General features: G+C 68.5%; 27 protein-coding genes. 12 read left to right on the forward strand and 15 right to left on the reverse strand.

The genetic code is table 11. The annotated features are described in order from the left end of the window. Window positions 1–2 precede the first annotated feature (2 nt). The 4 genes from ACIOTO_RS10020 to pgm form a co-directional block, all read right to left on the reverse strand. Entirely contained in the window at window positions 3–1118 is a 1116-nt protein-coding gene (locus ACIOTO_RS10020) for a peptidoglycan-binding protein (protein ID WP_105711941.1), read from the reverse strand. Beyond that, on the reverse strand, window positions 1119–1655 hold the full coding sequence (locus ACIOTO_RS10025; RefSeq protein WP_146114865.1) for a hypothetical protein: 537 nt from the start codon (window positions 1653–1655) through the stop codon (window positions 1119–1121). A gap of 5 nt (window positions 1656–1660) precedes the next feature. After that, window positions 1661–1999: a hypothetical protein gene (locus tag ACIOTO_RS10030; RefSeq protein WP_105711939.1), complete on the reverse strand. Its 339-nt coding sequence runs from the start codon at window positions 1997–1999 to the stop codon at window positions 1661–1663. Window positions 2000–2114: 115 nt separating this feature from the next. Next, the gene (gene pgm / locus ACIOTO_RS10035) at window positions 2115–3758 is read right to left on the reverse strand and encodes a phosphoglucomutase (alpha-D-glucose-1,6-bisphosphate-dependent) (RefSeq protein ID WP_400857676.1); all 1644 of its coding nucleotides are present in this window, start codon (window positions 3756–3758) and stop codon (window positions 2115–2117) included. 78 nt (window positions 3759–3836) lie between these two features. On the opposite strand from pgm, the gene pheA reads away from it, so the two are divergent. Further along, window positions 3837–4787: a prephenate dehydratase gene (pheA, locus tag ACIOTO_RS10040; protein ID WP_029262458.1), complete on the forward strand. Its 951-nt coding sequence runs from the start codon at window positions 3837–3839 to the stop codon at window positions 4785–4787. A 45-nt stretch (window positions 4788–4832) separates the two neighbouring features. On the opposite strand, the gene ACIOTO_RS10045 is transcribed toward pheA, so the two are convergent. From ACIOTO_RS10045 to ACIOTO_RS10055, 3 genes are all read right to left on the reverse strand, one after another. Next, window positions 4833–5042 carry a hypothetical protein gene (locus ACIOTO_RS10045; RefSeq protein WP_029262457.1) on the reverse strand — a complete coding sequence of 70 codons (210 nt, stop codon included), beginning with the start codon at window positions 5040–5042 and terminating at the stop codon, window positions 4833–4835. 119 nt (window positions 5043–5161) lie between these two features. Further along, window positions 5162–6202 (reverse strand): LLM class flavin-dependent oxidoreductase, encoded by a 1041-nt coding sequence (locus tag ACIOTO_RS10050; RefSeq protein ID WP_400857677.1) that lies wholly within the window; start codon window positions 6200–6202, stop codon window positions 5162–5164. A gap of 94 nt (window positions 6203–6296) precedes the next feature. Next, window positions 6297–6719: an Hsp20/alpha crystallin family protein gene (locus ACIOTO_RS10055; RefSeq protein ID WP_029262455.1), complete on the reverse strand. Its 423-nt coding sequence runs from the start codon at window positions 6717–6719 to the stop codon at window positions 6297–6299. A 126-nt stretch (window positions 6720–6845) separates the two neighbouring features. On the opposite strand from ACIOTO_RS10055, the gene ACIOTO_RS10060 reads away from it, so the two are divergent. Beyond that, window positions 6846–7169 carry a MerR family transcriptional regulator gene (locus ACIOTO_RS10060; RefSeq protein ID WP_372468852.1) on the forward strand — a complete coding sequence of 108 codons (324 nt, stop codon included), beginning with the start codon at window positions 6846–6848 and terminating at the stop codon, window positions 7167–7169. A 39-nt stretch (window positions 7170–7208) separates the two neighbouring features. Beyond that, entirely contained in the window at window positions 7209–8939 is a 1731-nt protein-coding gene (locus ACIOTO_RS10065) for a sodium:proton antiporter (protein WP_105711936.1), read from the forward strand. A gap of 65 nt (window positions 8940–9004) precedes the next feature. Here ACIOTO_RS10065 and ACIOTO_RS10070 read toward each other — a convergent pair whose 3' ends face one another. The 7 genes from ACIOTO_RS10070 to ACIOTO_RS10100 form a co-directional block, all read right to left on the reverse strand. Continuing rightward, window positions 9005–10429 (reverse strand): dicarboxylate/amino acid:cation symporter, encoded by a 1425-nt coding sequence (locus tag ACIOTO_RS10070; RefSeq protein ID WP_372468855.1) that lies wholly within the window; start codon window positions 10427–10429, stop codon window positions 9005–9007. 110 nt (window positions 10430–10539) lie between these two features. After that, entirely contained in the window at window positions 10540–10992 is a 453-nt protein-coding gene (locus tag ACIOTO_RS10075; protein ID WP_400857678.1) for a TA system VapC family ribonuclease toxin, read from the reverse strand. Continuing rightward, window positions 10989–11234: a CopG family transcriptional regulator gene (locus tag ACIOTO_RS10080; protein ID WP_400857679.1), complete on the reverse strand. Its 246-nt coding sequence runs from the start codon at window positions 11232–11234 to the stop codon at window positions 10989–10991. The genes ACIOTO_RS10075 and ACIOTO_RS10080 overlap by 4 nt, the downstream gene beginning before the upstream one ends. A gap of 39 nt (window positions 11235–11273) precedes the next feature. Continuing rightward, a complete protein-coding gene (locus ACIOTO_RS10085; protein ID WP_400857680.1) occupies window positions 11274–11510 on the reverse strand; it encodes a helix-turn-helix domain-containing protein in 237 nt (78 codons plus the stop codon). Beyond that, a complete protein-coding gene (locus ACIOTO_RS10090; RefSeq protein ID WP_400857681.1) occupies window positions 11507–12280 on the reverse strand; it encodes a hypothetical protein in 774 nt (257 codons plus the stop codon). Before ACIOTO_RS10090 ends, ACIOTO_RS10085 begins: the two co-directional genes overlap by 4 nt. Further along, a complete protein-coding gene (locus tag ACIOTO_RS10095) occupies window positions 12280–12927 on the reverse strand; it encodes a hypothetical protein (protein WP_105711934.1) in 648 nt (215 codons plus the stop codon). Before ACIOTO_RS10095 ends, ACIOTO_RS10090 begins: the two co-directional genes overlap by 1 nt. After that, window positions 12927–13550, reverse strand: coding sequence for a hypothetical protein (locus ACIOTO_RS10100; RefSeq protein ID WP_105711933.1), 624 nt, complete (start codon window positions 13548–13550; stop codon window positions 12927–12929). Before ACIOTO_RS10100 ends, ACIOTO_RS10095 begins: the two co-directional genes overlap by 1 nt. 176 nt (window positions 13551–13726) lie before the next feature. On the opposite strand from ACIOTO_RS10100, the gene ACIOTO_RS10105 reads away from it, so the two are divergent. The 4 genes from ACIOTO_RS10105 (at window position 13727) to ACIOTO_RS10120 (ending at window position 18349) form a co-directional block, all read left to right on the forward strand. Beyond that, window positions 13727–16258, forward strand: coding sequence for an ATP-dependent Clp protease ATP-binding subunit (locus ACIOTO_RS10105; protein WP_029262445.1), 2532 nt, complete (start codon window positions 13727–13729; stop codon window positions 16256–16258). 112 nt (window positions 16259–16370) lie between these two features. Beyond that, window positions 16371–16871, forward strand: coding sequence for an amino-acid N-acetyltransferase (locus ACIOTO_RS10110; protein ID WP_029262444.1), 501 nt, complete (start codon window positions 16371–16373; stop codon window positions 16869–16871). 66 nt (window positions 16872–16937) lie between these two features. Next, a complete protein-coding gene (locus ACIOTO_RS10115; protein ID WP_105711932.1) occupies window positions 16938–17582 on the forward strand; it encodes a hypothetical protein in 645 nt (214 codons plus the stop codon). Window positions 17583–17938: 356 nt separating this feature from the next. Continuing rightward, complete coding sequence (locus ACIOTO_RS10120) at window positions 17939–18349, forward strand: hypothetical protein (RefSeq protein ID WP_029262442.1); 411 nt, start codon at window positions 17939–17941, stop codon at window positions 18347–18349. Window positions 18350–18391: 42 nt separating this feature from the next. Here ACIOTO_RS10120 and radA read toward each other — a convergent pair whose 3' ends face one another. Then, entirely contained in the window at window positions 18392–19759 is a 1368-nt protein-coding gene (radA, locus tag ACIOTO_RS10125; protein WP_105711931.1) for a DNA repair protein RadA, read from the reverse strand. A 100-nt stretch (window positions 19760–19859) separates the two neighbouring features. Here radA and ACIOTO_RS10130 point away from each other — a divergent pair, with 100 nt between their 5' ends. Genes ACIOTO_RS10130 through cydC form a run of 5 tightly spaced genes read left to right on the forward strand, consistent with a single transcriptional unit; the run spans window position 19860 to window position 26358 of the window. Then, window positions 19860–20576 (forward strand): helix-turn-helix domain-containing protein, encoded by a 717-nt coding sequence (locus tag ACIOTO_RS10130; protein WP_400857682.1) that lies wholly within the window; start codon window positions 19860–19862, stop codon window positions 20574–20576. Continuing rightward, window positions 20563–21978: a cytochrome ubiquinol oxidase subunit I gene (locus tag ACIOTO_RS10135; RefSeq protein ID WP_029262439.1), complete on the forward strand. Its 1416-nt coding sequence runs from the start codon at window positions 20563–20565 to the stop codon at window positions 21976–21978. Before ACIOTO_RS10130 ends, ACIOTO_RS10135 begins: the two co-directional genes overlap by 14 nt. A gap of 14 nt (window positions 21979–21992) precedes the next feature. After that, window positions 21993–23021: a cytochrome d ubiquinol oxidase subunit II gene (gene cydB, locus ACIOTO_RS10140; RefSeq protein WP_029262438.1), complete on the forward strand. Its 1029-nt coding sequence runs from the start codon at window positions 21993–21995 to the stop codon at window positions 23019–23021. Next, the gene (gene cydD, locus ACIOTO_RS10145; protein WP_400857685.1) at window positions 23018–24694 is read left to right on the forward strand and encodes a thiol reductant ABC exporter subunit CydD; all 1677 of its coding nucleotides are present in this window, start codon (window positions 23018–23020) and stop codon (window positions 24692–24694) included. The genes cydB and cydD overlap by 4 nt, the downstream gene beginning before the upstream one ends. Further along, window positions 24691–26358, forward strand: coding sequence for a thiol reductant ABC exporter subunit CydC (gene cydC / locus ACIOTO_RS10150; protein WP_400857687.1), 1668 nt, complete (start codon window positions 24691–24693; stop codon window positions 26356–26358). The genes cydD and cydC overlap by 4 nt, the downstream gene beginning before the upstream one ends. The last annotated feature ends 68 nt before the right edge of the window (window positions 26359–26426 follow it).

The raw sequence follows: 26426 nt of genomic DNA on the forward strand, positions 1-26426 counted from the left end.
ACTCATTTCGTCGCACTCCCGGGGATCTGTACACGCAACCCCTGCCGCGCTCCGGTGATCGCCGACATCCCTTTCGCAGACGCAACGACCTTCACCGCGACCTCACGCCCGTCCTCATCGACAACAGCTGTCGATCCGTCTGCGACGGTCACCAGCGCCGCAGAGGGCACGACAAGTCCTTCGACTTCGGCGACGACGATGATCCGTGAACGGAGGGCGGTCGTGCCCGTAGGCGGTATCTCGCTGCACGCGGTTGCGCAGATGAACTCTCCGTCCGGTGCGCTCAGACGGATATCAATGGCGCCTTCGTCACCGCGCAGTTGTTCTTCGGCGGTCGCCTCCCATGTCTCTCCGCGCGGAGAGGTGATCTCGACTTTCGTTCCGGTGGGCATCATCGCCGCCTGAGCCTCGGTGACGGGGATCTGGAATGTCGGAGCGGGCGAGAGTCCGCGTACGACACTCTCGCCCCCGGTGAGCGTTGCCCCGCGATTGATCACGGCGGTGTCGAGCGTCACGCGCGCGGGTAGCGACGGCACAAAGATGACGTCACCGACGTCGACCATCCCCGACGGTTGTGCGCCAAGCGTCCTCTGCCAGCGGCTGACGGCGCCCTTGGTTCCCTCGCCGAACACCCCGTCGATGCTGCCGCCGTACTGGCCGCTGTCGCGAAGCATCTCCTGCAATTGGCGAACGTCCGCGCCCGCGCTGTCGAGACCGAGGGATCGGAACATCGGAACGGCGCCCTGAGCGACGACGACCGGACGCAGATCGACGGTGTAGAGCACCGTGCCGGAGGTGACCGCGGTGCCTGCTTCGACGGCGATATCCGTGACGATACCGGCGGCACGGTTGGTGCCGATGGGCTGCTGCGCCCACTCAGTCATCGTGTTGAGGCTCACCGCGTACCCGACACTGCCGTGTTCCACCGCGACGAAGGAGTGTCCCGCCGAGGATAGAGGATCGTCGGCGGGACGGAGGATCGTCACGACGGCCCAAGTACTCGCGGCACCGATCACCAGCAGGGCGATGGCCGCGAGGATCATCGCACCGCGCAGGCGACCGCGAGGCCGTCCGGCGATGTCCTCGCGGTATGCCGAGTCGACAGGTGATGACGACATCTAGTATCCCGGCCGAGGGCACTCTTCGAGAAGTGCGAAGTACTCGTCTTCGGTGACCTGGGAGTTCGAGGTCGTGTACACCTCCGCGTACGGGTCCCATGCGTTCCCATCGGCGAGTGCACCTTCCACGAAGGTCTGCTCGCTCGGTGGGCTCCCTGGATCGAGGCCCTGACCGCGGATGCACTCGGCCGTGTCCAGCTCCATGAGATAAAGCAGCCTCAACTCGGGTTCGGTGAGTGCGGGAGCGATCTTGTCGAGTCCGTTCTCCTTCGCGCACTCCGCGAGGTCTGCGTCATACGGCTCTTCCTGTCCATCGGGGACGTTGCTCAACACTCCGCCGTCGCCGGTGACGTCCGCGTCCCATCCGTGATCGACCATGCATGACGCCATGGTGCTGCCGAACTCTGGATCGATCCCCAGATCCACGCTTTCCGCAGTCGCGCGCGGCTCCGGGGCTGAGCTCGCGCATCCTCCGAGGAGTAGTGCGGGGGTTGCGATGATTGCGCTGAGTAGCACCGCTGCGGTTCGCTTCATCACCGACCTCAGTAGCTGCAGTCGTAGCCTTGATATACCCAACGGGAGGCGCTCGTGTACGCTGATCCGCTCTGCTGATCCTCGTTGGGGCTGTTCACGTAGCGGCGGGTGGCGACGGCGCCGTTGCCCCAGGTTCCGGACTTGGTTCCCGTTCGCGCCGTCCCGGTGATCTTCAGCGTCACGGTGTTCGTAGCGGAGCCTTCCACATACGCGTGCATGGGCCAGTAACAGTCGTGCGGGCCGTAGTACGTCGTCATCGCGGCGGCGGGCAGCGCGGTGAGCGCGACCAGTGCTATCGCGCTGAACGTTCCGATCAGCCCCAGTCGAATCTGCTTCTTCGTTTCCATAGTGATGGCCTCTCCCTATCGTGAGTGATGTGTAAAACATTACTGACGATACGGGTAGAGGTGAGAAAAGTATGTCCCCCTTCTGGGGGACATACCCGTTTTGGTGGCGGTTGCCTCAGCCCTCGAGCGCAGCCGACACCACGGCGCGCGCCTCGGCCTGCACCTCGGCGAGGTGCTCCGGGCCGCGCAGGCTCTCGGCGTACAGCTTGTAGACGTCTTCGGTGCCCGACGGTCGGGCGGCGAACCAGGCGTGCTCGGTCTGCACCTTGAGGCCGCCGATGGCCGCGCCGTTGCCCGGTGCGTGGGAGAGCTTCGCGGAGATGTCCTCACCGGCGAGAGTCGTCGCCGTCACGGCCTCGGGAGCGAGCTTCGCGAGCGTCGCCTTCTGCTCGGGCGTGGCGGGCGCATCGACGCGCTGATAGGCGGATGCGCCGAAGGCAGCCTCCAGCTCGCGGTAGCGCTCCGACGGCGTCTTGCCGGTGACGGCGATCATCTCGGCGGCCAGCAGGCACAGCAGGATGCCGTCCTTGTCGGTCGACCAGACGGAGCCGTCTCGACGGAGGAAGGATGCGCCGGCCGACTCCTCGCCGCCGAACGCGACCGAGCCGTCGAGCAGACCGGGCACGAACCACTTGAATCCGACGGGCACCTCCAACAACCGCCGGCCGAGTGACTCGGCGACGCGGTCGATGATCATCGACGACACGAGCGTCTTGCCGATCGCGGCATCCCGCGGCCAGTCCTGCCGGTGCGAGAACAGGTAGTCGATCGCGACGGCCAGGTAGTGGTTCGGGTTCATCAGCCCGGCATCCGGGGTGACGATGCCGTGCCGGTCGGCATCGGCGTCATTCCCCGTGAGGACGTCGTAGGAGCCTTTCTTCGCGACCAGCGAGGCCATCGCCGAGGGGGAGGACGGGTCCATCCGGATCTTCTCGTCCCAGTCCAGGGTCATGAAGCGCCAGGTCGGGTCTACCTCGGGATTCACGACGGTGAGGTCGAGATCGTGCATCTCGGCGATCAGCGACCAGTACTCGACGGATGCTCCGCCCAGGGGGTCGGCGCCGATGCTGACCCCGGCGTTGCGGATCGCATCGATGTCGATGATCGAGGGCAGGTCGCGCACGTAGGCGTCGCGGAAGTCGTAGCCGTTGAGCCCGTCCCAGTCGACGTCGGCGAAGCGCACCAGCTTGACGCCCTCGAGCCCCGCGGCGATCAGGGCGTTCGCCCGGTCGGCGATCCAGCCGGTGGCATCGGTGTCGGCCGGTCCGCCGTGCGGCGGGTTGTACTTGAAGCCGCCGTCACGCGGAGGGTTGTGCGACGGGGTCACGACGATGCCGTCGGCGCGGCCCGGGTCGTCCGCCGCGCGGCCGCGGTTGTACGTGAGGATCGCGTGGCTGAGCGCCGGCGTCGGCACCCAGGAGTCGCGCGAGTCGACGCGCACGTCCACGCCGTTGGCGAGCAGCACCTCGATCGCGCTGCGCTCGGCCGGCAGTGACAGCGCATGCGTGTCGCGACCGAGGAACAGCGGACCGGCGATGCCCTGGGCGGCCCGGTAGTCCACGATCGCCTGCGTCGTGGCGAGGATGTGGTTCTCGTTGAAGCTGTTCGACAGCGACGACCCACGGTGGCCGCTGGTGCCGAACACGACCCGCTCGGCGGCGACGTCGGGGTTCGGTGCGCGGTCGTAGTAGGCGGCGATCAGCTCGTCGACGTCGATCAGGTCACTTTCCTCCGCGGGGAGGCCGGCACGGCTGGTCATCTCTTCAGTCTGCCCCCTGATCGGCAGGATCGCATCCGCGAAGTCATCCGCATATCGGTCTGTCAGCTGGGGGATAAGGTGAAACCCGTGACTGAACGCCGTACCTACAGCTATCTGGGCCCTGCCGGAACCTTCACGGAGGCGGCGCTGGAGCAGGTGGCCGAGGCCCGCGGTCAGCAGTGGCGCTCCGTGCACAACGTGGGCGAAGCTCTGGCCGACGTGCTCGAGGGCCGCAGCGACGCCGCGATGATCGCGATCGAGAACTCGATCGAGGGCGGCGTCTCCACCACGCAGGACGCCCTCGCGACGCTCCCCGGCCTCCGCATCATCGGCGAATACCTGGTGCGTGTGAACTTCGTGCTCGTCGCGCCGCGGGGGACCACGCTCGACCAGGTCGAGGTGATCGCGGCGCATCCGGTCGCGTACGCCCAGTGCCACGGCTGGCTCGGCGCCCATCTCCCCTCGCACTCGCACGTGCCCGCATCGAGCAATGTCGCATCCGCGATCGGCGTCCTCGACGGCACGCTGCCCGCGCAGGCGGCCATCGCGGCGCCCGGCATCGTGAACCACTACGACGTCGACGTGCTCGCGGAGGGCATCGGCGACAACGCCCAGGCCGTGACTCGCTTCGTCCTCGTCACCCGCACGACCCGTTCGCCCGAGCCGACCGGGGCGGACAAGACCTCGCTCATCGTCGAACTCCCGCACGACCACCCCGGCTCGCTCCTCGAGATGCTCGAACAGTTCTCGACCCGCGGCATCAACCTGTCGCTCATCGAGTCGCGGCCGATCGGCGACGAGCTCGGCCGCTACCGGTTCGTCATCGACGCCGACGGTCACATCGAGCACGAGCGCATGGCCGACGCGCTGCTCGGCATCCGGCGATTCAGCCCTCGGGTCGTGTTCCTCGGCTCGTATCCGCGCGCCGACCGGCAGATCGTGCACTACCCCGAGCGCTACTCCGACGACATCTTCATCGAGGCGCGCGACTGGCTGCGCGGCATCCTCTCCGGCGAGCCCGACGTCTGACGTCACCCGCCCGACCGCCCAGCACGGTCAGGCGGATGCCGTGGTTCAGTGCTCCTGGAAGCGGGGCCAGTCGCTGCCCGGAGCCATATGGGAATGCAGGGAGCCCTTCGCTGAAGCGAGGTTCGGGTACGTCCCGGTCGCCTCGTCGGAGCCGGCCATCGTCACCGTGTAACCGGCGTCATCGTGGCGGATGCTGCCGACGACGCCGTTGCGGCCATAGGCGACCCAGAGGGCGAGAGTCTTGGTGGTGCTCATCATCGAACTCCTTCTGCTGCTGCCGACAGTGCGATCGCCGAAGGGGCTGCGCCCCTGTCGACGGCACTGTGCGTGACGCTACGCCTGTACCGGCGGGAAAGCCAGGGCTTGACAGGAGCTCAGCGCGCGGCGGCGATGAGCTCGAGCGTCTGTGCGCGACCGGTCGGTGCGTCGTTCGGTTCGGCATCGTAGGCGCCGGCGACCGGCGACAGCATGACCTCGTCGACACCGTATCGTTCGGCGAAGGCGCTGATCTCCGCGGCCACGCTCTCGCCCGTGCCGACGAACCACCGCGAGCGGGCGGCCTGTACGACCTCGTCGGTCGCAGCGTCGGTCTCGGCGGCGGCCGCCTCCTCGACGGTCTCTAGAGCGGCGAGCGGCTGGTTCAGGCGCAGTCGCGCCATCATGCGCAGCTGCGGGAGGGCGCGCGCCTCCGCCTCCTCCTGCGTGGGTGCGGCGACCGCGTTGACCGTGAGGAAGGTGCGCGGCTCCGGGTGCTCCTCGCTCGGACGGTAGCCGGTGCGATACAGGTCGAGCGCGCGCTCGAGGCCCTGGCCCGAGAAGTGGTTCGCGAAGACGTAGGGCAGACCGTGCGAGGCGGCCAGCTGCGCCGAGTAGTCGCTCGACCCGAGCAGCCACACCTCGGGGGTGCCGGTCGCGGCGGGTGTCGCGCGCACGGTGTACTCGCCGCCCGAGGTGAACCGCAGCGCGGCGCCCTCGGCGGAGAGCAGCGCCGCGATGTCCTGCACGTGGCGGGGGAACTGCTCGACGTCGCTCGTGGTGCCCGAGCCGCGCAGCAGCTGGGTGATGACGGGGTCGCTGCCGGGAGCGCGGCCGAGACCCAGGTCGATGCGTCCCGGGGCGATGGCCTCGAGGGCGGCGAACTGCTCGGCGACGATGAGCGGGGCGTGGTTGGGCAGCATCACACCGCCGGAGCCCAGGCGCATGCGGGAGGTGCGGGTGGCTGCCGCCGCGATCAGCACCGGGGGAGTGGTGGATGCCACCGACGGCATGTTGTGGTGCTCGGCGAACCAGTACCGGCGGTAGCCGAGCCGATCGGCGATCTCGGCGAGGGACAGGGAGGCGGCGATGGCCTCGGCACTGGTCTGGCCGGTGCGCACCGGGACGAGGTCGAGGACGGAGAGGGCGACGTCATTCATCCCGAGGGACAACCCGCCGCCGCTCTCCGGCATTCCCCGATCAGGCCGCGACCGGCGTGGCGGGGGTGGCGCGCGCGGCGCCACCCCCGGTAGGTCAGGCGTCGATGGCCTGGCGCTGCTCGGTCGACTCCACGGTGATCTTGCGCGGCTTGGCGCGTTCGCTCACGGGGATGATCACCGAGAGCACGCCGCTGTCGTACGAGGCGCTGATGCCGTCGAGGTCGACGCCCTCGCCGAGCGAGAACTGTCGCAGGAATGAGCCGGCACCGCGCTCGCGGGCGAGCCAGCGCACGCCTTCTCGACTGTCGGCCGTGCGCTGCGCCCTGAGGGTCAGCTGGCCGCCGTCGAGGTCGACGTCGATCGATCCGGGATCGACTCCCGGCAGGTCGGCGTGCAGGATGTACCGGTCGCCGTCGCGGTACAGGTCCACCGGCATCAGCCGGGGTGCGCGAACGGAGTCCAGCACGCTCGCGGCGAAGCGATCGAGCTGACTGAAGGGATCGAAGGTGAGTGCCATGGGGTGTCTCCTTTCGTGCGGCCCAGTTGGGCGGTGATTCGATGCAGGTTATCTGCATATCGTGCTATAGATTTTTTATAGAACAACTTCGGAGAACTCGCAACCCGAGCTGAGGGACTTTTCAGGATGACGCACCGCGACTCACGCACACCGCTCTACGGCATCGCCGTGGCAGCTCAGCTCGTCGACCTTCCCGAGGCGACGCTCCGGTTGTTCGAAAGCAAGGGTCTGCTCCTGCCGGCGCGCAGCGAGGGCGGCACCCGGCGCTACAGCGACGACGACATCGACCGGCTTCGGCGCGCGGCGCAGCTGCGAGACGACGGCCTCAACATCGTCGGGATCGCCCGGGTACTCGAGTTGCAGGACGAGAACGCCGACCTGCGCGAATCCCTCGCCGACGATTCCGCGTCCGCCTCTGATCGGGAAAGGCCCACCTCCCGCCGCTCCTGAGCGCCGGGAAGCCATGCAGGGCGGCGATACGCTTCCCTCATGGAAGCAGGCATCTTCTACGTCCTCGTCGGCTCGGTCGCGGTGGCGGCGTTCGCGCGCTCACGAGGGTGGCCGGCGCCGCTGCTGGTGACGGTCGTGGCGCTCGCCGTCTCCTTCCTCCCGTTCGTCCCCGACATCGACATCGACGGGCACCTGCTCCTCAGCCTGGTGCTGCCGCCGCTGCTGTACTCGGCCGCGCTCGACGTCTCGTTCGTCGGGTTCAAGCGCAGCCTGCCGCAGATCCGCCGGCTCGGGATCTGGCTCGTGCTGATCACCGCCCTCGCTGTCGGATTCGTAGCCTGGTGGATCTTCCCCGCGCTCACCCTCCCCGGCGCGCTGCTGCTCGGTGCGATCGTCGCCCCGCCCGATGCGGTGTCCGCCGCGGCGATCGGTCGCCGACTCGGTCTGCCCCGCCGGATCATGACCGTCCTCTCCGGCGAGAGCCTCATCAACGACGCCACCTCGCTCACGTTGTACCGGGTGTTCGCGGCGATCCTCGCCGGCGCCACGGTCTCGGTCTGGGGTGGGATCGGGCAGTTCCTGCTGGCCGTCGCGATCGGGGTCGGCATCGGCCTCGTGTTCGGGATCGTCCTGCACCAGCTGCGAATGCGCATCAGCGATGCGGTCGTGATCGGCACGTTCGGGCTCCTCGCTCCGTTCGGCGCCTATGCGATCGCCGAGCATCTGCTGGGCTCCGGGGTTCTCGCCGTCGTCGCCATGGGCCTCTACGTCGGCTACAACTCCCCGCGCACCGACTACACGACCCGTCAGCAGGAGAAGCCGCTCTGGCTCTCGGCCGACCTGCTGCTGGAGAGCTTCGTGTTCGCCTACATCGGGCTGCAGTTCCCGCGCGTGCTCCGCGATCTCGGCAGCGAGTCGGTCGGACACATCCTCCTGCTCTCCGGTGCCGTGCTGCTGGTCGTCCTGGTCGTGCGGCCGCTCTACATCTATCCGACGAGCGCCTGGGCGAACTTCCAGGACCGCCGGAAGCTCGAACGATGGGATCGCGGTGTGCAGAGCGGTGAGTTCGAGAAGCGGCACCGCAAGTCCCGGCGCTGGGGGGACTACACGGCCGACGAGCTGCGCAGCCAGATCGTGCGCGACCGGATGGCGGGGCTCAAGCTCACTTGGAAGGACAGTGCCGTCATCTCCTGGGCGGGCATGCGCGGCGTGGTCACCCTCGCGATCGCGGTGGCCGCCGCCGACCTCGCGACGCTCGACGCCGAAGCCTCGCACGCCATCGTTGTGGTCGCCTTCATCGTCACCGTCGGCACGCTGCTGCTGCAGGGGCTCACGCTGCCGCTGCTCATCCGGAGCCTCGGGATCGCCAGCGACGCCGATGAGAAGGAAGACGAAGCGGCGCTCGCCGAAGTGCGGGCGAAGAGCCGCGAGGCCGGAAAGAAGTTCCTTGCCGAGAGGCGCGTCGAGTGGGAGGCGAAGTACGGCGAGGTCGACCTCGGTGTGTTCGACGCGTTCACGAAGCGCATGACCCGGGTCGAGAAGGACACCGACGAGGCGCAGAAGGTGGAGGATGCCGCGAGCCGCCCGTCCTACGAAGACCTTGTCGCCCTGTCCCGGGGATGGCTGCAGGTGCGGCGCGAGATCCTCCTCGCCGAGCGTGATGCCGGCAACCTCGACGAAGAGGTCATGCGCGAGCTGATCGCCGCGATGGATGCCGAGGAGCTCGCGCTCGACACCCGCGGCGCCACCCGTCAGCAGAGCCGGGCCTGACCTGAGACGCCAGAGCGCCCCGTCCCGAGAAGGGGCGGGGCGCTCTGTGCGAGGCCGGAGTGGGGTCAGCGAGCGCCGACCGGCTCCTTGTCGGAGGTGGCATCCGCTTCGGGAGCGTCGTCGTCGCCGGAGTCGTCGGCGAAGGGCAGGCCCTCGCGCGGCGCGTTGTAGAGCTCCTCGTTCAGGATGCCCTCGCGCTTGGCGACGATGGTCGGGATCAGCGCCTGGCCCGCGACGTTGACCGCGGTGCGGCCCATGTCGAGGATCGGGTCGATCGCGAGCAGCAGCCCGACGCCCTCGAGCGGCAGGCCCAGGGTCGACAGCGTCAGCGTGAGCATGACGACCGCGCCGGTGGTACCGGCGGTGGCCGCCGAGCCGACGACCGAGACGATCACGATCAGCAGGTACTGCACGAAGTTCAGCTCGATGCCGAAGAACTGGGCGACGAAGATCGCGGCGATGGCCGGGTAGATCGCGGCGCAGCCGTCCATCTTGGTGGTCGCGCCCAGCGGCACGGCGAACGACGCGTAGGAGCGCGGGACGCCGAGGTTGCGCTCGGTGACGCGCTCGGTGAGGGGCAGCGTGCCGATCGAGGAGCGGCTGACGAAGGCCAGCTGCACGGCGGGCCAGACGCCCGAGAAGTACTGCTTGATCGACAGGCCGTGCGTGCGCACCAGGATCGGGTAGACGACGAACAGCACGAGCGCGAGGCCGATGTAGACGGCGGCCGCGAACCAGCCGAGCGAGGCGAGCTTCTCCCAGCCGTACTTGATCACGGCCGAGCCGATGAGACCGAAGGTGCCGAGCGGGGCGATGCGGATGATCCACCACAGCACGCGCTGGATGACCTTCAGCAGCGACTCGGTGAAGACGAGGAAGGGCTCGGCTTTCTTGCCGGCCTTGAGTGCCGCGATGCCGATGACGGCCGCGACCACGATGACCTGGAGGATGTTGAAGCCCACGCTCGACGAGAACGTGCCGTCGGCTGCGCCGGGCGAGGTGTTGACCGTCAGGCCGAGGAAGTTCTGCGGGATCAGGCCCAGCAGGAAGTTCCACCAGGTACCCACGGTGTAGGGCTCCCCGGTCTCGAGGCCCTCTCCGGCGCGGTTGCCCGGCTGGATCACGAGACCCAGCACGATGCCGATGATGACCGCGATGAAGGCGGTGATCGCGAACCACAGGATCGTCTGTCCGGCCAGGCGTGCGGCGTTCTGCACGCGACGGAGGTTCGAGATGCTGGCGACGATGGCCGTGAAGATCAGCGGGACGACAGCGGCGCGCAGCAGCGTCACATACGAGTTGCCGATCGTGTCGAGGGTGGCCGACAGACCGTTGGGGTTCTCCGCCGTGGCTCCGAGCTGGCGGCCGATCAGACCGGCGGCGATGCCGAGGACGAGGGCTGCGAGGATCTGGAAGCCGAACGAGGTCAGCAGCTTCCGGACCGGCCCGCGGGTGTCAGGCGCCTTCTGGGCGCGTGCGGTGGTGCTCATGAGGGTGGGGACTCCAGGATCACGGCGCGCCGAGTGCGCGCCCTGAGGCCCAACGCTATGACCGCCTGGGAATTCCCTGGGCGGATATGACGAACGATGACGCTGTTCGCTCAGCTGCCGCCGCGGGCTCGCGCGTCCGTCGCCGGATCGAACCATTTCAGGTCGGGGAATCGCGCGAAGCCGCGGTCGCGGGTGGCGAGACGTGCGCCGTTCGCCAGAGTGAGCGCGGCGATGTACGCGTCGGGCACGAGGTTCCCGCGGACGCCCTGATCGCTTGCGGCAAGATCGTCGAGTCGGTTCCAGGCCGGTGCCCCTGCCGTGAGCCACTGTGTGCGCGGGGCGGCGATGAGGCTGCGGGTGAAGGCCATCGCCGCGTCGATCGGTGCCGGGGCCGTGGTGATCCGCGGATGGGTGACGATGCGGACGAACCCACTCAGGATCGTGTCCGAGACGCCGATCGGTTCGAGGGTGAGCACCTCGTTCAGCCATGGGGCGTAGGTCTGATGTTCCGCGGAGTCGGCACGGAACGCGTAAACGAGGATGTTGACGTCGGGAACGATCACCGGATCGGAGTCTCTTCCAGTGCTTCCCACAGCGCGTCGCGGTCGTCGATGTCGACGAGGAATCGTGAGGTGCGCGGGTTGCCGAAAGTCGGCAGGGGCTCGACGGGCGCAGCGGGTTGGAGCTTCGCCAAGTGCTCCCGCAGGGCCTCTTCGATGAAGCTCGTGAAGGTCCGGCCCTCCGCGGCTGCGCGCGCCTTCGCCTCGGCCGCGAGGGCTTCAGAGAGGTTCAGGGTGGTTCGCATGCAGATGAGCATACTCGTCCATGCAGACATCTGCCTGCATCAGCGCGGGGCCAGCACGAGCAGGTCGCCCACCTCACAGTCGAGCGCCTCGCAGATCGCGCGCAGCGTGGAGTACCGGATGGCGCGGGCGCGGTCGTTCTTCAGCACCGACAGGTTCACGATGCTCACCCCCACCGTGGCGCTGAGTTCGGTCAGGGTCATCCCCCGGTCGGCGAGCAGCTCGTCGAGCCGGCAGTGGATGCCGGTGAGCTCGTCGTCGCTCTCGGCCGGGGTCACACCAGTCCCTCCGTGTCCTTCTGTAGACGCTCGGTCTCCTCCTGCAGGCGAGCCCTGTCCTGCTCGAGCCGCGACCCCTGGCGGAAGACGGCGGCGAGGGCGACGAGGGCGAGCGCCGCGCCGAAGGGGAGAGGGGTGATGGTGAGCTGATAGGCCGAGGGGTACCACTCGCTGTCGGGCGGGAACACCTCGCGCAGCCCGGCGGTCGCGGCGATCCCGCCCAGGAGGTCGGCGGCGACGCCGAACACGAGGACCGCGATGGCGCCGCCCACGAGAGCCCGCGTGACCGTGCGCGAGAACACGCGTCCGCGCAGGGTGTGGAAGCAGATGACCGCGAGGATCACGGCGGGCATGGTCGTCAGGGCGAGGGTGCTCAGCTGGGCCGCTGCGGCGAGGAGGCGGAGCCCGAGGGACGCGTTCCCGACGGTGAAGTCTGCGAGCGACGACCCGCTGCAGGTGAGCATGGTCGTCGCGCTGTCGCCGAATTCTGAGCACGGAAGGTCCGCCGGCCAAGCCACCCAGACGTTCGTCTCGCCGTGGAGCTCGGCCCAGTCGACGGTGAACGCTTTCGCGATGACGATCACTGCGCCCACGGCCGAGAGCAGGATCCACCACGCGGAGAGGGTGAGGGCGGCATCGAGGGCGACGGTGCGGCTCCCACGGCGGCGACTGTTCCATACGACGACCGCCACGATCAGGGCGATCACCGCGAGCCCGATCCCGATGTAGAGCAGGGACTGTCCGAGTTCGTCAGATCCGAAGGTGAGCATCAGACGAGTCCCTCCGTCTCCTTCTCGAGCGCCGCCTTCTCGTGCTGGAGGCGGATGCCGCGGCGGAATGCGACGGCGACCAGGCCGACGGTCACCCCGGTGGCGAAGAACGGCGCGATCGTCCAGAACTCGACCAGATGTACGGGCTCACCGTCGCCGAGACCGAGAGCGCTCGTCACGCCGTTGCGCCCCATCGTCTCCAGCATCACGATCAGGATCGGCGCTGCCACGAGCGTCCATCCGATCGCATTGAACGCCCAGACGTTCGCGCGGACGAAGAACCGGCCGCGCAGGAAGTTCCAGGCGACCAGGGTCACGCTCGCGATGACGAGGAGCGCCGCGAGAGCCCACAGCGCGATGGCGGCGACGATCGCGACGATCGACACCGTGTCCACGCCGCTCGCGATGATCATCGCCTCGTCGGCGAACCCTTCGATCGAGATGGCGCCCGAGTCGGTCGTCGCCGAGATCGGCTGCTGGTCGATCGGGATCGTCCAGGCGATTCCGGTCTCGCGGAACGTGCGCGCGACGCGCAGGATCGTGGCGAACGCGACCGTGACCAGCGCCGCGGCGGCGTAGAGGATCACGGTGATGGCATCCGCCGTCTCGGATCGGGTGGCTCTGGTGGTCGTGTTCGTCGTGGTCATCAGACGAGTCCTTCCGTGTCGCGCTGCAGTCTTCGGCCGATCTCGAACAGACCGGCGACGAGGGCGAGGGCGAACGCCCAGCCCACGGGTGCGAGGTCGAACTGCACGAGGAGCGTCCACAGCACGTCCTCGACCTGCGGATCGGTGGTGGCGAGGTCCTGCACGATCATGGCCCGGCCGACGCCGCCGGCGAACTGGCCGAACAACGAGCCGGCGATCATCAGGATTGCGGCGACCGCGAACATCCAGCCGAGCGATGCGCGGAAGGGTCGTGAGCGGATGAGGGAGACGCCGAGCCACCAGACGCCGGCGCACAGCGCCACGGTCGCGAGGGCCGGGAGCAGCGTCTCGAGGAGCAGCATCCAGCGGGCCCCCGAAGGCATCGCCGGAACCGTGACGAGCGCGGTGTCGACCGTCGCCGCGCTCACGCCGGAGACTCCGTCCAGCGCGGTCAGGTCGACGTCGTGCACGGGCATCGACACGGTCGGCGCGGTGCCGAAGATCTCGGATGCGGCCGAGGTCACGGCGACGATCGCGCCGATCCCGACGCTGACGGCGCCGGTGGCGATGAGTCCGAGGGCGATCCCGTCGACGAGTGAGGGGCGTCCTTCTCTGGTGCGCATCGCTGCCTCCTTGAGTTCGGTTGTTATCGACTGTCGTTAACATAACGACTGTCGATAACACGGTCAAGCCCCGGTATGCCCACGGCGAACACGGGCATACGTGCCCGATGTGGTGGTTACTCTCGATGTACAAGCGCTTCACGCGTCTTCGCCCCGTGCGAATAAGGAGTCACAGCATGTTCGAGAGATTCACGGACCGAGCCCGTCGAGTGGTCGTCCTCGCCCAAGAAGAGGCGAAGATGCTCAACCACAACTACATCGGGACCGAGCACATCCTGCTCGGCCTCATCCACGAGGGTGAAGGCGTCGCCGCCAAGGCCCTCGAGAGCCTCGGCATCTCCCTCGACGCCGTGCGCGAGCAGGTGCAGGACATCATCGGCCAGGGTCAGCAGCAGCCGACCGGGCACATCCCGTTCACGCCGCGCGCCAAGAAGGTGCTCGAGCTCAGCCTCCGCGAGGCCCTGCAGCTCGGCCACAACTACATCGGCACCGAGCACATCCTGCTCGGCCTCATCCGTGAGGGTGAGGGCGTCGCCGCTCAGGTGCTCGTCAAGCTCGGCGCCGACCTCAACAAGGTCCGCCAGCAGGTCATCCAGCTGCTCTCCGGAGCCCCTGGCCGCGAGCCGGCATCCGTCGGCGCGCAGACCAACGACTCGCCTGCCGGTACCCAGGGTGGTTCCGCGGTGCTCGACCAGTTCGGTCGCAACCTCACCCAGGCCGCGCGCGACAACAAGCTCGACCCGGTCATCGGGCGCGAGAAGGAGGCGGAGCGGGTCATGCAGATCCTCTCCCGCCGTTCCAAGAACAACCCCGTCCTGATCGGCGAGCCCGGCGTCGGCAAGACCGCCGTCGTCGAAGGTCTGGCCCAGGCGATCGTCAAGGGCGATGTTCCCGAGACGCTGAAGGACAAGCAGCTCTACTCGCTCGACCTCGGCTCTCTCATCGCCGGTTCCCGCTACCGCGGTGACTTCGAGGAGCGCCTGAAGAAGGTCACCAAGGAGATCCGCACGCGCGGCGACATCATCGTCTTCATCGACGAGATCCACACCCTCGTGGGTGCGGGTGCCGCCGAGGGCGCGATCGACGCGGCCAGCATCCTGAAGCCGCTCCTCGCTCGTGGTGAGCTCCAGACCATCGGTGCCACGACGCTCGACGAGTACCGCAAGCACTTCGAGAAGGATGCGGCGCTCGAGCGCCGCTTCCAGCCGGTGCAGGTCAACGAGCCGACGCTGCCGCACACCATCAACATCCTCAAGGGGCTGCGCGACCGCTACGAGGCGCACCACAAGGTGCAGATCACCGACGGTGCGATCGTGGCCGCGGCGAACCTCGCCGACCGCTACGTCTCCGACCGGTTCCTTCCGGACAAGGCGATCGACCTGATCGACGAGGCCGGCGCACGCCTGCGTCTGTCGATCCTGTCGAGCCCGCCCGAGCTGCGTGAGTTCGACGAGAAGATCGCCACGGTGCGCGAGCAGAAGGAAGTCGCCTCCGAGGAGCAGGACTTCGAGAAGGCCGCATCCCTCCGCGATGAGGAGAAGAGTCTCCTCGCCGAGCGTCTGCGTCTCGAGAAGCAGTGGCGTGCGGGCGACGTCGCGACCTCCGCGGTCGTCGACGAGGGTCTGATCGCCGAGGTGCTCGCACAGGCCACCGGCATCCCCGTGTTCAAGCTCACGGAAGAGGAGTCCAGCCGACTCGTCTTCATGGAGAAGGCCCTGCACCAGCGCGTCGTCGGTCAGGAAGAGGCGATCGCCGCCCTCTCCAAGACCATCCGTCGTCAGCGTGCCGGTCTCAAGGACCCGAAGCGCCCCTCGGGCTCGTTCATCTTCGCCGGCCCCACGGGTGTCGGAAAGACCGAGCTCGCCAAGGCTCTCGCAGAGTTCCTGTTCGACGACGAGGCGGCTCTCATCTCGCTCGACATGAGCGAGTTCGGTGAGAAGCATACGGTCTCGCGTCTGTTCGGTGCCCCTCCCGGATTCGTCGGATTCGAAGAGGGTGGCCAGCTCACAGAGAAGGTGCGCCGCAAGCCGTTCAGCGTGGTGCTCTTCGACGAGATCGAGAAGGCCCACCCCGACATCTTCAACTCGCTGCTGCAGATCCTCGAAGAGGGTCGGCTCACCGACGGCCAGGGTCGGATCGTGGACTTCAAGAACACGGTCATCATCATGACCACCAACCTCGGTGCACGTGACATCGCGGGCGGTCCTGTCGGCTTCCAGATCGAGGGCAACGACTCGACCAGCTACGACCGGATGAAGGGCAAGGTGAACGAAGAGCTCAAGCGGCACTTCAAGCCCGAGTTCCTCAACCGTGTCGACGACATCATCGTGTTCCCGCAGCTGTCCAAGACCGAGCTGGTGCAGATCGTCGATCTGTTCGCCAAGCGCCTCGGCGAGCGTCTGCTGGACCGTGACATGACGATCGAGCTGTCGCAGGCCGCCAAGGAGCGTCTCATCGAGATCGGCTTCGACCCGGCGCTCGGCGCCCGACCGCTGCGTCGCGCGATGCAGCACGAGGTCGAGGACCGCCTGTCGGAGAAGATCCTGCACGGCGAGCTCAACTCGGGTGACCACGTGAAGGTCGACGCGAAGGACGGGGAGTTCCTGTTCGAGCACGGCCCGCGCGGCGAGAAGGTCGCGGTCGGCGCCAACACCGGCGGCGGCGCGATCGCCGGCACTCCCGACCTGGCGGTCGCCAGCGGGGAGTGACCTCCGGCTGAATCACGAAGGCTGAATCACGAAAGGGGCGGATGCTGCGGCATCCGCCCCTTTCCTGTGTCCGGCACAGGCAGCGACGGGTCATGGGTTCTAGGCTTGTCCCGTGAGCGAGTACATCGTCCGACCGGCCCGCAGCGCCGACATCGTCGGCATCCGCAACCTGCTGCAGCCCCTCGTGGAGCAGCGCATCCTGCTCGGTAAAGACCTGGCGGTGCTCTACGGCGCGGTGCAGGAGTTCGTCGTCGCCGAGGCCGACGGTGTGCTGATCGGCTGCGGCGCGCTGCACGTGTTCTGGGAAGATCTCGGCGAGGTGCGCACCCTGCTCGTGCAGGATGACTGGCTGCACCACGGCGTCGGCCGGGCCATCGTCGATCGTCTCGAGGAGAACGCGCGCACGCTCGGGCTGTCGCGCCTGTTCTGCCTCACGTTCGAGGTCGAGTTCTTCAGCCGCCGCGGCTTCACTCCCATCGGCGAGCAGGTCGTCGACCCCGACGTGTACTCCCAGCTGCTGCGCAGCGGTGACGCGGGTGTCGAGGAGTTCCTCGATCTCGCGCACGTCAAGCCGAACACGCTCGGCAACACGCGCATGCTCAAGGTGCTCTGAGGGCCCACGGCAGACCACCGCCGCGGCCTCCCAGGCTGCACGGGCGGGATCGCTTAACCTGGAACCATGCCCCGTCCTTCCGCTGCCGTCTATCGTCGTCGGCGACTGGTCGTGGTGATCGGGCTCATCCTGCTCGTCGCCGCGATCGGCATCGGGATCTGGCTCCTGATCGCGAAGCCCTGGGCAGCCGCGGATGCCTCTCCGAAGCCGACATCCTCGTCGTCGGAGACGCCCACCACGACCCCGACGACCGACGCCGAGTCGCCGTCGCCGAGCCCTTCGTCCGAGCAGACGCCGGCGATCGTCGCCTGCGAGGCGAAAGACGTCGAGGTCTCGGCGGTCACGGACGCGGAGACCTATGCCGCGGGTGTCCTGCCGAAGCTCTCCATCTCCTTGACCAACAAGGGCACGAAGGACTGCACGCTCGATGTCGGCTCGACGACGCAGGTCTTCACGATCTCCAGCGGCGCCGACGTCTGGTGGCGGTCGACGGACTGCCAGGAGAACCCGAGCAGCATGATCGCGACGCTCACCGCCGGCACGACCGTCACCAGCAAAGACCCGGTGACCTGGGATCGCACCCGCTCGAGCGTCGAGACCTGCGACCAGGAGAACCGTCAGCGCGCTCCCGGCGGGGGAGCCTCGTACCACGTCGAGGTTTCCATCGGCGGATTCACGAGCCTCACGACCACGCAGATCCTCCTGTACTGATCCGTCGTTCGAGTTCGCTGTTCGCACTTCGAAGTGATCGCGCCGCAGCGCCTTCGAAATGCGTCGCGTCGAGCGGCTTCCCATGCGGAAAGGTGCGACCTTGGCATCCTCGGCTGTCTGAGGCAGACAGGTGCGGATCTTTGGGATACCATTGAGGTGACTCTCCGCATCATGCGGCAACATGCCATCCCCAGTGGCGTCGAACTACAGCGTCCCCAGCGCTTCGACATCGCCGCACCGAGAGTCCGAGGGCCCTCTCGAGTACCCCAGTCCCCAATGGAGGACTCGAGAGGGCCCCTTACGTCTCCGCTGTCGATTCCGCGCGCGGCGCCTCGCCGTCTGCATAAGCTGGATGCATGGCAGCGAAAAAGGCGAAACCCGGGAAGAAGAAGCCCGCCCCCGAGGACTTCCGTTCGGAGGCTCTGGCCCTGGCGCTCGAGAAGCAGGACGTCGCAGCGGTCGCCCTCGCCCTCCGTAACGGCACCACGGTCGTGCCGCTGATCAAGCCGGGAGCCCGCGACAATCCGCTCGACAGCGGAGAGGTATGGACCTACCGTGACGCGAACACCGGCGACCTCGCGCTGCTGCTGTTCAGTGACGCGAAGAACAAGCCCGCCAACCTCCCGCCCGGCGTGGGCATCTACACGTCAGACTGGCTCCGGAGCTTCCTGGCGGCGCATCCGATCACGACCGTGTTCCTCGACATCGCGGGCCCGCATCCGATGCAGGCGGATCCGGTCGAGCTGCTCAAGGCGCTCGACGCCTGAGAGCCGAGACCCTCGGGGGCTGCAGCGACCCGCCGGGGTCGATCAGAACGGCGGAACGTCGCGATCGGAACGGCGTGACGTGTTGCGGGCGCGGACATCGCCGAGCGCGGCGCGGAGGGTCTTCGATCGGTCGTCGACGACCTGCTCGTAACCGAGACGGGCGGCCTCGGATCGACGTTGCGCCGCTTGGGTGACCGGACGGATCTCGCCCGCGAGGCTGAGCTCACCGACGGCGGCGACCGTGCGCGGCACCGAGAACTGCTGGATGGAGCCGGCCACGGCGATGGCGATGGCGAGGTCGGCGGCCGGTTCGGTGAAGCGCACGCCGCCCACGGTCGACACGTAGACGTCGAGCGTGCTTGTCTTGATGTTCGCGCGCCGTTCGAGGATCGCCAGCACCATCGCCACGCGCGACGAGTCGACCCCGTGCACGATGCGGCGGGGATTCGGAGCGTTGCTGGGCACCGTGAGTGCTTGCACCTCGACGGGAAGCGCGCGGCGCCCCTCGAGGGAGATCGCGACGCAGGTTCCCGGCTCGGTGGCACCCTGCGAGAGGAAGAGCCCAGAAGGGTCGGGGACTTCGGCGATTCCGTCGCCCGTCATCTCGAAGCAGCCGACCTCGTCGGTCGGACCGAAGCGGTTCTTGAGCGCGCGGATGAAGCGCAGCGACGTCTGCCGGTCGCCCTCGAAATGGCACACCACGTCGACCAGGTGCTCGAGCACGCGGGGGCCGGCGACCTGGCCGTCTTTCGTCACGTGGCCCACGATGATGATCGGCAGATCGCGGTCCTTCGCGATGCGGATCAGTGTCGCCGCGACCTCGCGCACCTGGCTCGGCTGCCCGGCGGCACCGTCGATCAGCGACGACGAGACGGTCTGCACCGAGTCGACGATCACGAGCTGCGGCTTGACCTCGTCGATGTGGCCGAGGATGGTCGCCAGGTCGGTCTCGCTCGCCAGGTACAGCTCGTCGTGCAGGGCGCCGGTACGTTCGGCGCGCAGGCGCACCTGGCCCGGCGACTCCTCGGCACTGGCGTACAGGACACGGCGACCGCCGCGAGCCGCCTGGGCCGCGACCTCGAGCAGCAGGGTCGATTTGCCGACGCCCGGCTCGCCGCTGAGCAGGATCGCGGCTCCGGGCACGATGCCGCCGCCGAGCACCCGGTCGAACTCCCCGACGCCGCTCGAGCGCCGCGGAGCATCCTGCGTCGTGATCTGCGTGATCGGTCGTGCCGCGCGATCCGCCGTCGGAGCGACGGGGCCGACGCGTCGGAGGATGCCGGTCTGCGCTGCCTGCTCCTGAACCGTGCCCCACTGCTGGCATTCGCCGCAGCGGCCGACCCACTTGGCGGTGGTCCACCCGCATTCCGTGCAGACGTAGGCTGGAGGAGCGGGTTTTCGGGTGGCCATGCTGCCAGGCTATCGCCGGGATCGGACATCCCTATCGACCAGGTGTTTATTCACGGCCGGACACCGGTGCAAAGTCCCGGTATCACGGGATACTGGGACCATGGCCAACGGCGGGTCCGTTTGCGGGCCGATATCGAGCTACTCCCGGGTGCAGATCCTGCACCTGCTCTTCGAGGCGGGAAGCACGAGGGCGCGCGCCGAACTGACGATCGCGGAGCTGTGCGAGGCCACGGGTCTGCATCCCAACACGGTCCGCGAGCACCTGCAGCGCCTGATCGAAGGCGGCCACGTCATCCCGACCGTCGAGCACCGCAAGACGCGCGGACGACCGCGCACCCTCTACCGGGCCGCCACGGGCGCGCCGGGCGCGTCCAGCCCGGTGGCGCGCGACAAGGCCAAGGCGGCTGCGCGTCGGGGCGACCTGATGCGCAGCATGATTCCCGACGCGGCGTCCGACCTCGGCCGTGAGGCCACCTATCAGCTCGATGCGCTGGTGGAGCACCTGGAGGAGAGCGGCTTCGAGCCGGTCGTCGACGACGGCAGCCTCTCGGTCGACCTCAGCCCGTGCCCGCATGCGGCCAGTCGGTCCGAGGACCGTCCGATGCTGTGCCGCGTGCATCTCGAGCTCATGCAGAGCGTGCTGAACGAGGCCGGCGGACCACTCGAAGCCGAGTGCGTCCGCGACGCGGTCCTCGCATCGGATTGCACCGTCCAGCTGCGCGACGCCACGGCGCGGATGGCTGAGGGAACGACGCTGCGGCGTCACAGCGCGGGGCAACGGCCTCACAGAACAGGAGTAGCGCATGGAATGGCTTGATCCGCTCGCTCTCGCCCGATGGCAATTCGGGCTGACGACCGTCTACCACTACCTCTTCGTTCCGCTGACGATCGGCATGGCCCTGGTGGCCGCGATCTTCCAGACCGCGTGGGTGCGCACCGGCAAGGTCCAGTACCTGCACCTGACCCGCTTCTTCGGCAAGATTTTCCTGATCAACTTCGCCATGGGCGTCGTCACCGGCATCGTGCAGGAGTTCCAGTTCGGCATGAACTGGTCGGACTACTCCCGCTTCGTCGGCGACGTGTTCGGCGCCCCGCTCGCCTTCGAGGGGCTCCTCGCGTTCTTCTTCGAGGCGACGTTCATCGGACTGTGGATCTTCGGCTGGGACAAGCTCCCGCAGAAACTCCACCTCGCCACGATCTGGTGCGTCTCGATCGGCAGCATCCTCTCGGCGTACTTCATCATCGCGGCCAACGCGTTCATGCAGAACCCGGTCGGCTACACCTTCAACGAGGCGACCAACCGCGCCGAGTTGACCGACTTCTGGGCCCTGCTGACCAACCCCGTCGCGCTCGCCGCGTTCCCGCACACGATCTTCGGCGCGTTCATGTTCGCCGCCGGTGTCGTCATCTCGGTGTCGGCCTGGCATCTCTCGCGCGGCCAGCACTTCGACACGATGCGCATCTCGCTCAAGTTCGGGCTGTGGGCGATGATCGTCTCGACCGCCGGGGTCGTGCTCACAGGAGACCAGCTCGGACTCGCGATGTACGCCGCGCAGCCGATGAAGATGGCGGCAGCGGAGGCGACGTTCAACACGGTCTGCGGACCGGATGCCTCCTTCAGCCTCTTCACCCTGGGCACGCCGGACGGCAGCTCCGAGCTGTTCTCGATCCGGGTGCCGTACCTGCTGTCGCTGCTGTCGACGCACACGCTCGACGCGTGCGTGCACGGCATCAACGACCTGAACGCCGAGTACGCCCAGACGTACGCCGCGACGGGGCTCGAGGACTTCGCCCCGGTCCTGTGGATCACGTACTGGGCGTTCCGCTGGATGATCGGCCTGGGCATCGCGGCCGCACTCGTCGCCGTCGCCGGCCTCTGGCTCACCCGCAAGGGCGCCAAGAAGCCCCCGGCGCAGTGGATGTGGAAGCTCGCGATCTGGTCGTTCCCGCTCGCGCTCGCCGCCAACATCATGGGCTGGGTCTTCACCGAGATGGGCAGACAGCCCTGGATCGTGTTCGGGTTGATGACCACCCAGGACGGTGTCTCGCCGGGAGTCAGCGGCCTCGAGGTGCTGATCTCGCTGATCTCGTTCACGGCGATCTACGCGGCGCTCGCCGTCGTCGAGATCCGCCTCATCATCCGGGCCGCGCAGAAGGGACCGGACACCGACGAGCAACCGCACGAGGAGACGGCCCAGCTGCCGTCGGTCGTCTACTGAGAGGGAGGAGCATCATGGATCTCGCAACACTCTGGTTCTTCATCGTCGCCTTCTTCTTCGTGGGCTACTTCGTGCTCGACGGGTTCGACTTCGGAGTCGGCATGTCGCTGCCGTTCCTCGGCAAGGACGACGTCTCGCGCCGTCAGGTCATCAACACGATCGGTCCGGTCTGGGATCTCAACGAGACCTGGGTCATCGTCGCCGGCGCCGTGCTGTTCGCGTCGTTCCCCGAGTGGTACGCGACGCTGTTCAGCGGGTTCTACCTGCCGCTGCTGCTGATCCTGCTCGCGCTGATCCTGCGCGGCGTCTCGTTCGAGTACCGGCACCAGCGCGACAGCGCGAAGTGGAAGGCCGGCTTCGACCGGATGATCGTGATCGGCTCGGTCGTGCCGGCGCTGCTGTGGGGCGTCGCCTTCGGCAACATCGTGCAGGGCGTCGCGATCGACGAGAACCACATCTACGTCGGCGGCTTCTTCGCGCTGCTGAACCCGTATGCCCTGCTGGTCGGCGTCACCACACTGCTGCTGTTCTTCCTGCACGGCGTGCTTTTCGTCGCGCTCAAGACCGACGGTCAGGTGCACGAGGATGCGCGGCGTCTGGCGAAGAGGGCGGCCATCCCGACCATCCTCGTGGCGGCCGCAACGGTGATCTGGACGGTCGCGATCGCGATGGGGCGCGAGGCTCCGCTGCTCTGGCTCGTCATCGGTGCCGGTGCGCTCGCGGCGGTCAGCCTCATCGCAGCTGTCGGGCTCTCGCTCGTTCGGCGCGACGGCTGGGCGTTCTTCTCCGGCATGCTCACGGTGCTGTTCGCCGTGGTGATGCTGTTCGCCGCCCTGTTCCCGTTCGTGATGCCGTCGACGATCGACCCGGCCTACAGCCTCACGATCGCCAACGCATCCAGCACCCCGTATACGCTGCAGATCATGAGCTGGACCGCCCTGATCGCGATGCCGCTCGTGCTCGCGTACCAGGCGTGGACCTACTGGGTGTTCCGTAAGCGCGTCACCCGGAAGTCCATCGAGGGGGCTCCGGCGCACGCGTGAAACCCGTCGATCCGAGACTGCTGCGCTACGCGGGTGCCGCGAGGGGGTTCCTCGCGGCATCCGCGTTGATCGGCGTCGTCCAGACGGCGGTCGTTATCGTCTTCGCCTGGCTGCTGACGGATGCCGTCACCGGGGCGATCGCGGGGCGTGACGTCTCGGCATCCCTGATCTGGTTGCTGCTCACGGCGCTGCTGCGCGGGCTGCTGATCGCCGCCTCGGATGCCGCGGGCACCCGGGCCGCCGCGAAGACCGGGATGCAGCTGCGCTCGGCCCTGATCTCCGCAGTCGGTCGATTGGGACCTGGGTGGCTCGCGCAGCGGAACCAGACCGAGCTCGCCGTGACCGCGGGACACGGACTGGAAGCGCTCGACGCGTACTTCGCCCGCTACATCCCGCAGCTCGTGCTGACCGTGATCGCGACGCCCGTGGTGGTGGCCGTGATGTGGTGGCAGGACTGGCCGAGCGGGCTCACCGCGATCATCACCCTGCCGCTGATCCCGCTGTTCCTCATCCTCATCGGGATGGCGACCCGCACCGTGCAGACGCGGCAGTGGCAGACGCTGCAGCGCCTCGCCGCCCGCTTCGCCGACACGGTGCAGGGGCTGTCGACGCTGCGGCTGTTCGGGCGTGACCGGCGGGCGGCCGACCGCATCGAGGTCACCGCCGACGAGTATCGCCGCGAGACCATGAAGGTGCTGCGGTTCTCGTTCCTGTCCGGCTTCGCGATGGAGCTGCTGGCCTCGCTCGCGGTCGCACTGATCGCGGTGTCGGTCGGGTTCCGGCTGCTGTCGGGCGACCTGACACTCGAGGTCGGGCTGTTCGTGCTGCTGCTCGCGCCCGAGGCGTTCCTGCCGATCAGGCAGGTGGGGGTGCAGTTCCACGCGGCCGCCGAGGGGGTCGCGGCGACCGAAGACGTGTTCGAGGTGCTCGACGCGGCGCGGGCCCGGGTACAGATGCAGGACGGTTCCACGGATGCAGGAGGAATCGCTGGCGAATCGTCCGGCATGCGTGAATCGATCCTGCAAGTGGGACCGGCGGGACCGGCGGGACCGGCGGATGCGGGAGCCCTCGTGGTCGAAGGGCTGCGCGTGCGGGATCTGCCGCCCGTTTCGTTCACCGCCGAGCCCGGAACGATCACGCTGATCGAGGGGCCGAGCGGCGCGGGCAAGTCCTCCCTGCTCGCGGCACTTCGGGGCGCGGCCGACTTCGACGGGACGGCCACCTTCGCCGGGCACGACCTCCGGGGGCTCTCCCCGGCGGCCTGGCTCGCCTGGGCCGGGCAGACTCCGGGGCTGATGCGGGGGACAGTGGCGGCGAACGTCGCACTCGGCGATCCGGAACCGGATGCCGACCGCATCCGAGTGGCGCTCGACGACGCCTGTGCGGAGGGCATCGACCCCGCCCTCGAACTCGGCGTGCAGGGCAGCGGTCTGTCGGGCGGTCAGGCGCAGCGCGTCGCTGTCGCCAGAGCGCTGTACCGTCAGTCGTCCGAACCGCGCCGGATGCTCGCGCTCGACGAGCCCTCGAGTGCTCTCGACCCCGACACCGAGGACCGGCTCTGGCGGTCGCTGCGCGCACGAGCGGATGCCGGGGCGAGCATCCTCCTGGTGTCGCACCGTCGGACCGCGCGGGACATCGCCGATCACATCGTGACGCTGGGGGTGAACGCATGAGCGGGTCGACACGTCGCGAACGGTTCCGCGGTGTCCTGCAGCTCGCGCAGCCGCCGATCGGACGCTTCGTCCCCGGACTCGTCTGGGGCGTGCTGTCGGCCGCCGCCGCCGTGAGCCTGCTGGCGGTCAGTGGCTGGCTGATCGTGAGCGCGTCCATCGTCGACTCGCTCGTCCCGCTGTCGATCGCGGTCGTCGGCGTGCGGTTCTTCGCGGTGTCCCGCGCCGTCACGCGCTATCTCGAGCGCCTCAGCGGCCACGATGCTGCGCTGCGTCAGCTCGCCTCGACGCGGGCCGACATGGTGCGGAGACTGACACCGCTCTCTCCGGCCGGGCTCGGTGCGACGGATCGCGGACAGATGCTCACCGCCCTGGTGGACGACGTCGAGAACCTGCAGAACCTGCCGTTGCGCGTGGTGCAGCCGCTCGGGGTCGCCGCGGTCGTCGCGGTCGGCGCCGTCGGTTTCATCGCGTTCGTCTCGCCGCCGGCCGCCCTCACCCTGGCGCTGTGCCTGGTGGTCGCTGCGGCCGCGGCGATCGGACTGGGCTGGGTGTTCGGCTCGCGTGCCGAAGCGCTCGTGTCGGTACGACGGGCCGAGCTCTCGGCCGCGCTGGTCGACTACTTCGGCAGCCTCGACGTACTCCTGGCCTATGGCGCCGAGGCGCAGGCGCGCGAGCGGATCGCGGCGGCCGACGCCGCATTGCGACGCGTCGTCGATCGCGCCTCGTTCGCGCAGGCCATCGCCGCGGGTGTCGTCTCCGCGGTTGCCGGCGCGGCGTCCGTGTGGGCGCTCGCCGCTGCCGCGCCCGGGCTCGTCGACGGTTCCATCGACGGGCCGTGGCTGGCCGTCGCAGTCCTCGTGCCGATGGTGGTGTTCGAGATCTTCGGCGCGGTGCCGGTGGCCGCGGCCTCGTGGCGGAGCGTCCGTTCGAGCGCGGAGCGCATCGTCGACGCACTGCCGGAGCGGATGCCCGACGAGCTGCGGTCCGACGCGGGCGACGACGTCGAGTTCGACGGTACGCCGACGATCCGGATGCGTGGCGTTCGCGCGAACTGGCCCGGCGGCGCTCCTGCGCTCACGGGGGTCGACCTCGATCTGCGGCCCGGGGAGCGGGTGCTGGTGGCAGGGCCGAGTGGGGCGGGGAAGAGCTCGCTGGCGGCTGTGCTCGTCGGCTTCCTCCGCGTGCAGGGCGAGTACCGGATCGACGGGCGGGACGCTGCGGAGATGTCCGGGCCGGCGCTGCGTCGGACCATCGGCCTCTGCGAGCAGAGCCCCCAGCTGTTCGATGAGGACATCCGCCAGAACCTGCTCTTCGCGCGCGACACGGCGACCGACGACGAACTGTATGCCGTGCTCGACCGGGTCGGCCTCGGGGAGTGGGCCCGGGAGCGCGGTGGCCTCGACGCGAGGGTCGGCGACCGCGGCGCGCTCGTGTCGGGTGGTCAGGCGCAGCGCCTCGCGCTCGCCCGCGCCCTGCTGCGTGGGTTCCCCGTGCTGGTGCTGGACGAGCCCACGGCGGGAGTCGACCCCGACGCGTCCGACGCGCTGCTGCGCGACCTGCTCGAGGCGGCGGGGGAGCAGTCGGTGCTGTTGATCTCGCACGTGGCACCGCCTGCGGGCACGGTCGATCGCGTCGTGCGGCTCGAGGGTGGGCGCATGCGCTGAGCCGAGGCGCAGCTCCGGCGACCGATGCCGATGGTCTCGGCGTGACGAGACCCCGAATTAAAACGGTT

The organism is Microbacterium sp. NPDC087592 (assembly GCF_044743585.1).
Lineage (GTDB): Bacteria > Actinomycetota > Actinomycetes > Actinomycetales > Microbacteriaceae > Microbacterium.

What these genes read in the sequence shown, in the direction of transcription:
- ACIOTO_RS10020 (WP_105711941.1), bottom strand. Translation starts at nt 1,118, where the DNA reads ATGTCGTCATCACCTGTCGACTCGGCATACCGCGAGGACATCGCCGGA.
- ACIOTO_RS10030 (WP_105711939.1), bottom strand. Translation starts at nt 1,999, where the DNA reads ATGGAAACGAAGAAGCAGATTCGACTGGGGCTGATCGGAACGTTCAGC.
- pgm (WP_400857676.1), bottom strand. Translation starts at nt 3,758, where the DNA reads ATGACCAGCCGTGCCGGCCTCCCCGCGGAGGAAAGTGACCTGATCGAC.
- ACIOTO_RS10045 (WP_029262457.1), bottom strand. Translation starts at nt 5,042, where the DNA reads ATGAGCACCACCAAGACTCTCGCCCTCTGGGTCGCCTATGGCCGCAAC.
- ACIOTO_RS10050 (WP_400857677.1), bottom strand. Translation starts at nt 6,202, where the DNA reads ATGAATGACGTCGCCCTCTCCGTCCTCGACCTCGTCCCGGTGCGCACC.
- ACIOTO_RS10055 (WP_029262455.1), bottom strand. Translation starts at nt 6,719, where the DNA reads ATGGCACTCACCTTCGATCCCTTCAGTCAGCTCGATCGCTTCGCCGCG.
- ACIOTO_RS10060 (WP_372468852.1), top strand. Translation starts at nt 6,846, where the DNA reads ATGACGCACCGCGACTCACGCACACCGCTCTACGGCATCGCCGTGGCA.
- ACIOTO_RS10065 (WP_105711936.1), top strand. Translation starts at nt 7,209, where the DNA reads ATGGAAGCAGGCATCTTCTACGTCCTCGTCGGCTCGGTCGCGGTGGCG.
- ACIOTO_RS10070 (WP_372468855.1), bottom strand. Translation starts at nt 10,429, where the DNA reads ATGAGCACCACCGCACGCGCCCAGAAGGCGCCTGACACCCGCGGGCCG.
- ACIOTO_RS10080 (WP_400857679.1), bottom strand. Translation starts at nt 11,234, where the DNA reads ATGCGAACCACCCTGAACCTCTCTGAAGCCCTCGCGGCCGAGGCGAAG.
- ACIOTO_RS10090 (WP_400857681.1), bottom strand. Translation starts at nt 12,280, where the DNA reads ATGCTCACCTTCGGATCTGACGAACTCGGACAGTCCCTGCTCTACATC.
- ACIOTO_RS10095 (WP_105711934.1), bottom strand. Translation starts at nt 12,927, where the DNA reads ATGACCACGACGAACACGACCACCAGAGCCACCCGATCCGAGACGGCG.
- ACIOTO_RS10100 (WP_105711933.1), bottom strand. Translation starts at nt 13,550, where the DNA reads ATGCGCACCAGAGAAGGACGCCCCTCACTCGTCGACGGGATCGCCCTC.
- ACIOTO_RS10105 (WP_029262445.1), top strand. Translation starts at nt 13,727, where the DNA reads ATGTTCGAGAGATTCACGGACCGAGCCCGTCGAGTGGTCGTCCTCGCC.
- ACIOTO_RS10115 (WP_105711932.1), top strand. Translation starts at nt 16,938, where the DNA reads ATGCCCCGTCCTTCCGCTGCCGTCTATCGTCGTCGGCGACTGGTCGTG.
- ACIOTO_RS10120 (WP_029262442.1), top strand. Translation starts at nt 17,939, where the DNA reads ATGGCAGCGAAAAAGGCGAAACCCGGGAAGAAGAAGCCCGCCCCCGAG.
- radA (WP_105711931.1), bottom strand. Translation starts at nt 19,759, where the DNA reads ATGGCCACCCGAAAACCCGCTCCTCCAGCCTACGTCTGCACGGAATGC.
- ACIOTO_RS10130 (WP_400857682.1), top strand. Translation starts at nt 19,860, where the DNA reads ATGGCCAACGGCGGGTCCGTTTGCGGGCCGATATCGAGCTACTCCCGG.
- ACIOTO_RS10135 (WP_029262439.1), top strand. Translation starts at nt 20,563, where the DNA reads ATGGAATGGCTTGATCCGCTCGCTCTCGCCCGATGGCAATTCGGGCTG.
- cydB (WP_029262438.1), top strand. Translation starts at nt 21,993, where the DNA reads ATGGATCTCGCAACACTCTGGTTCTTCATCGTCGCCTTCTTCTTCGTG.
- cydC (WP_400857687.1), top strand. Translation starts at nt 24,691, where the DNA reads ATGAGCGGGTCGACACGTCGCGAACGGTTCCGCGGTGTCCTGCAGCTC.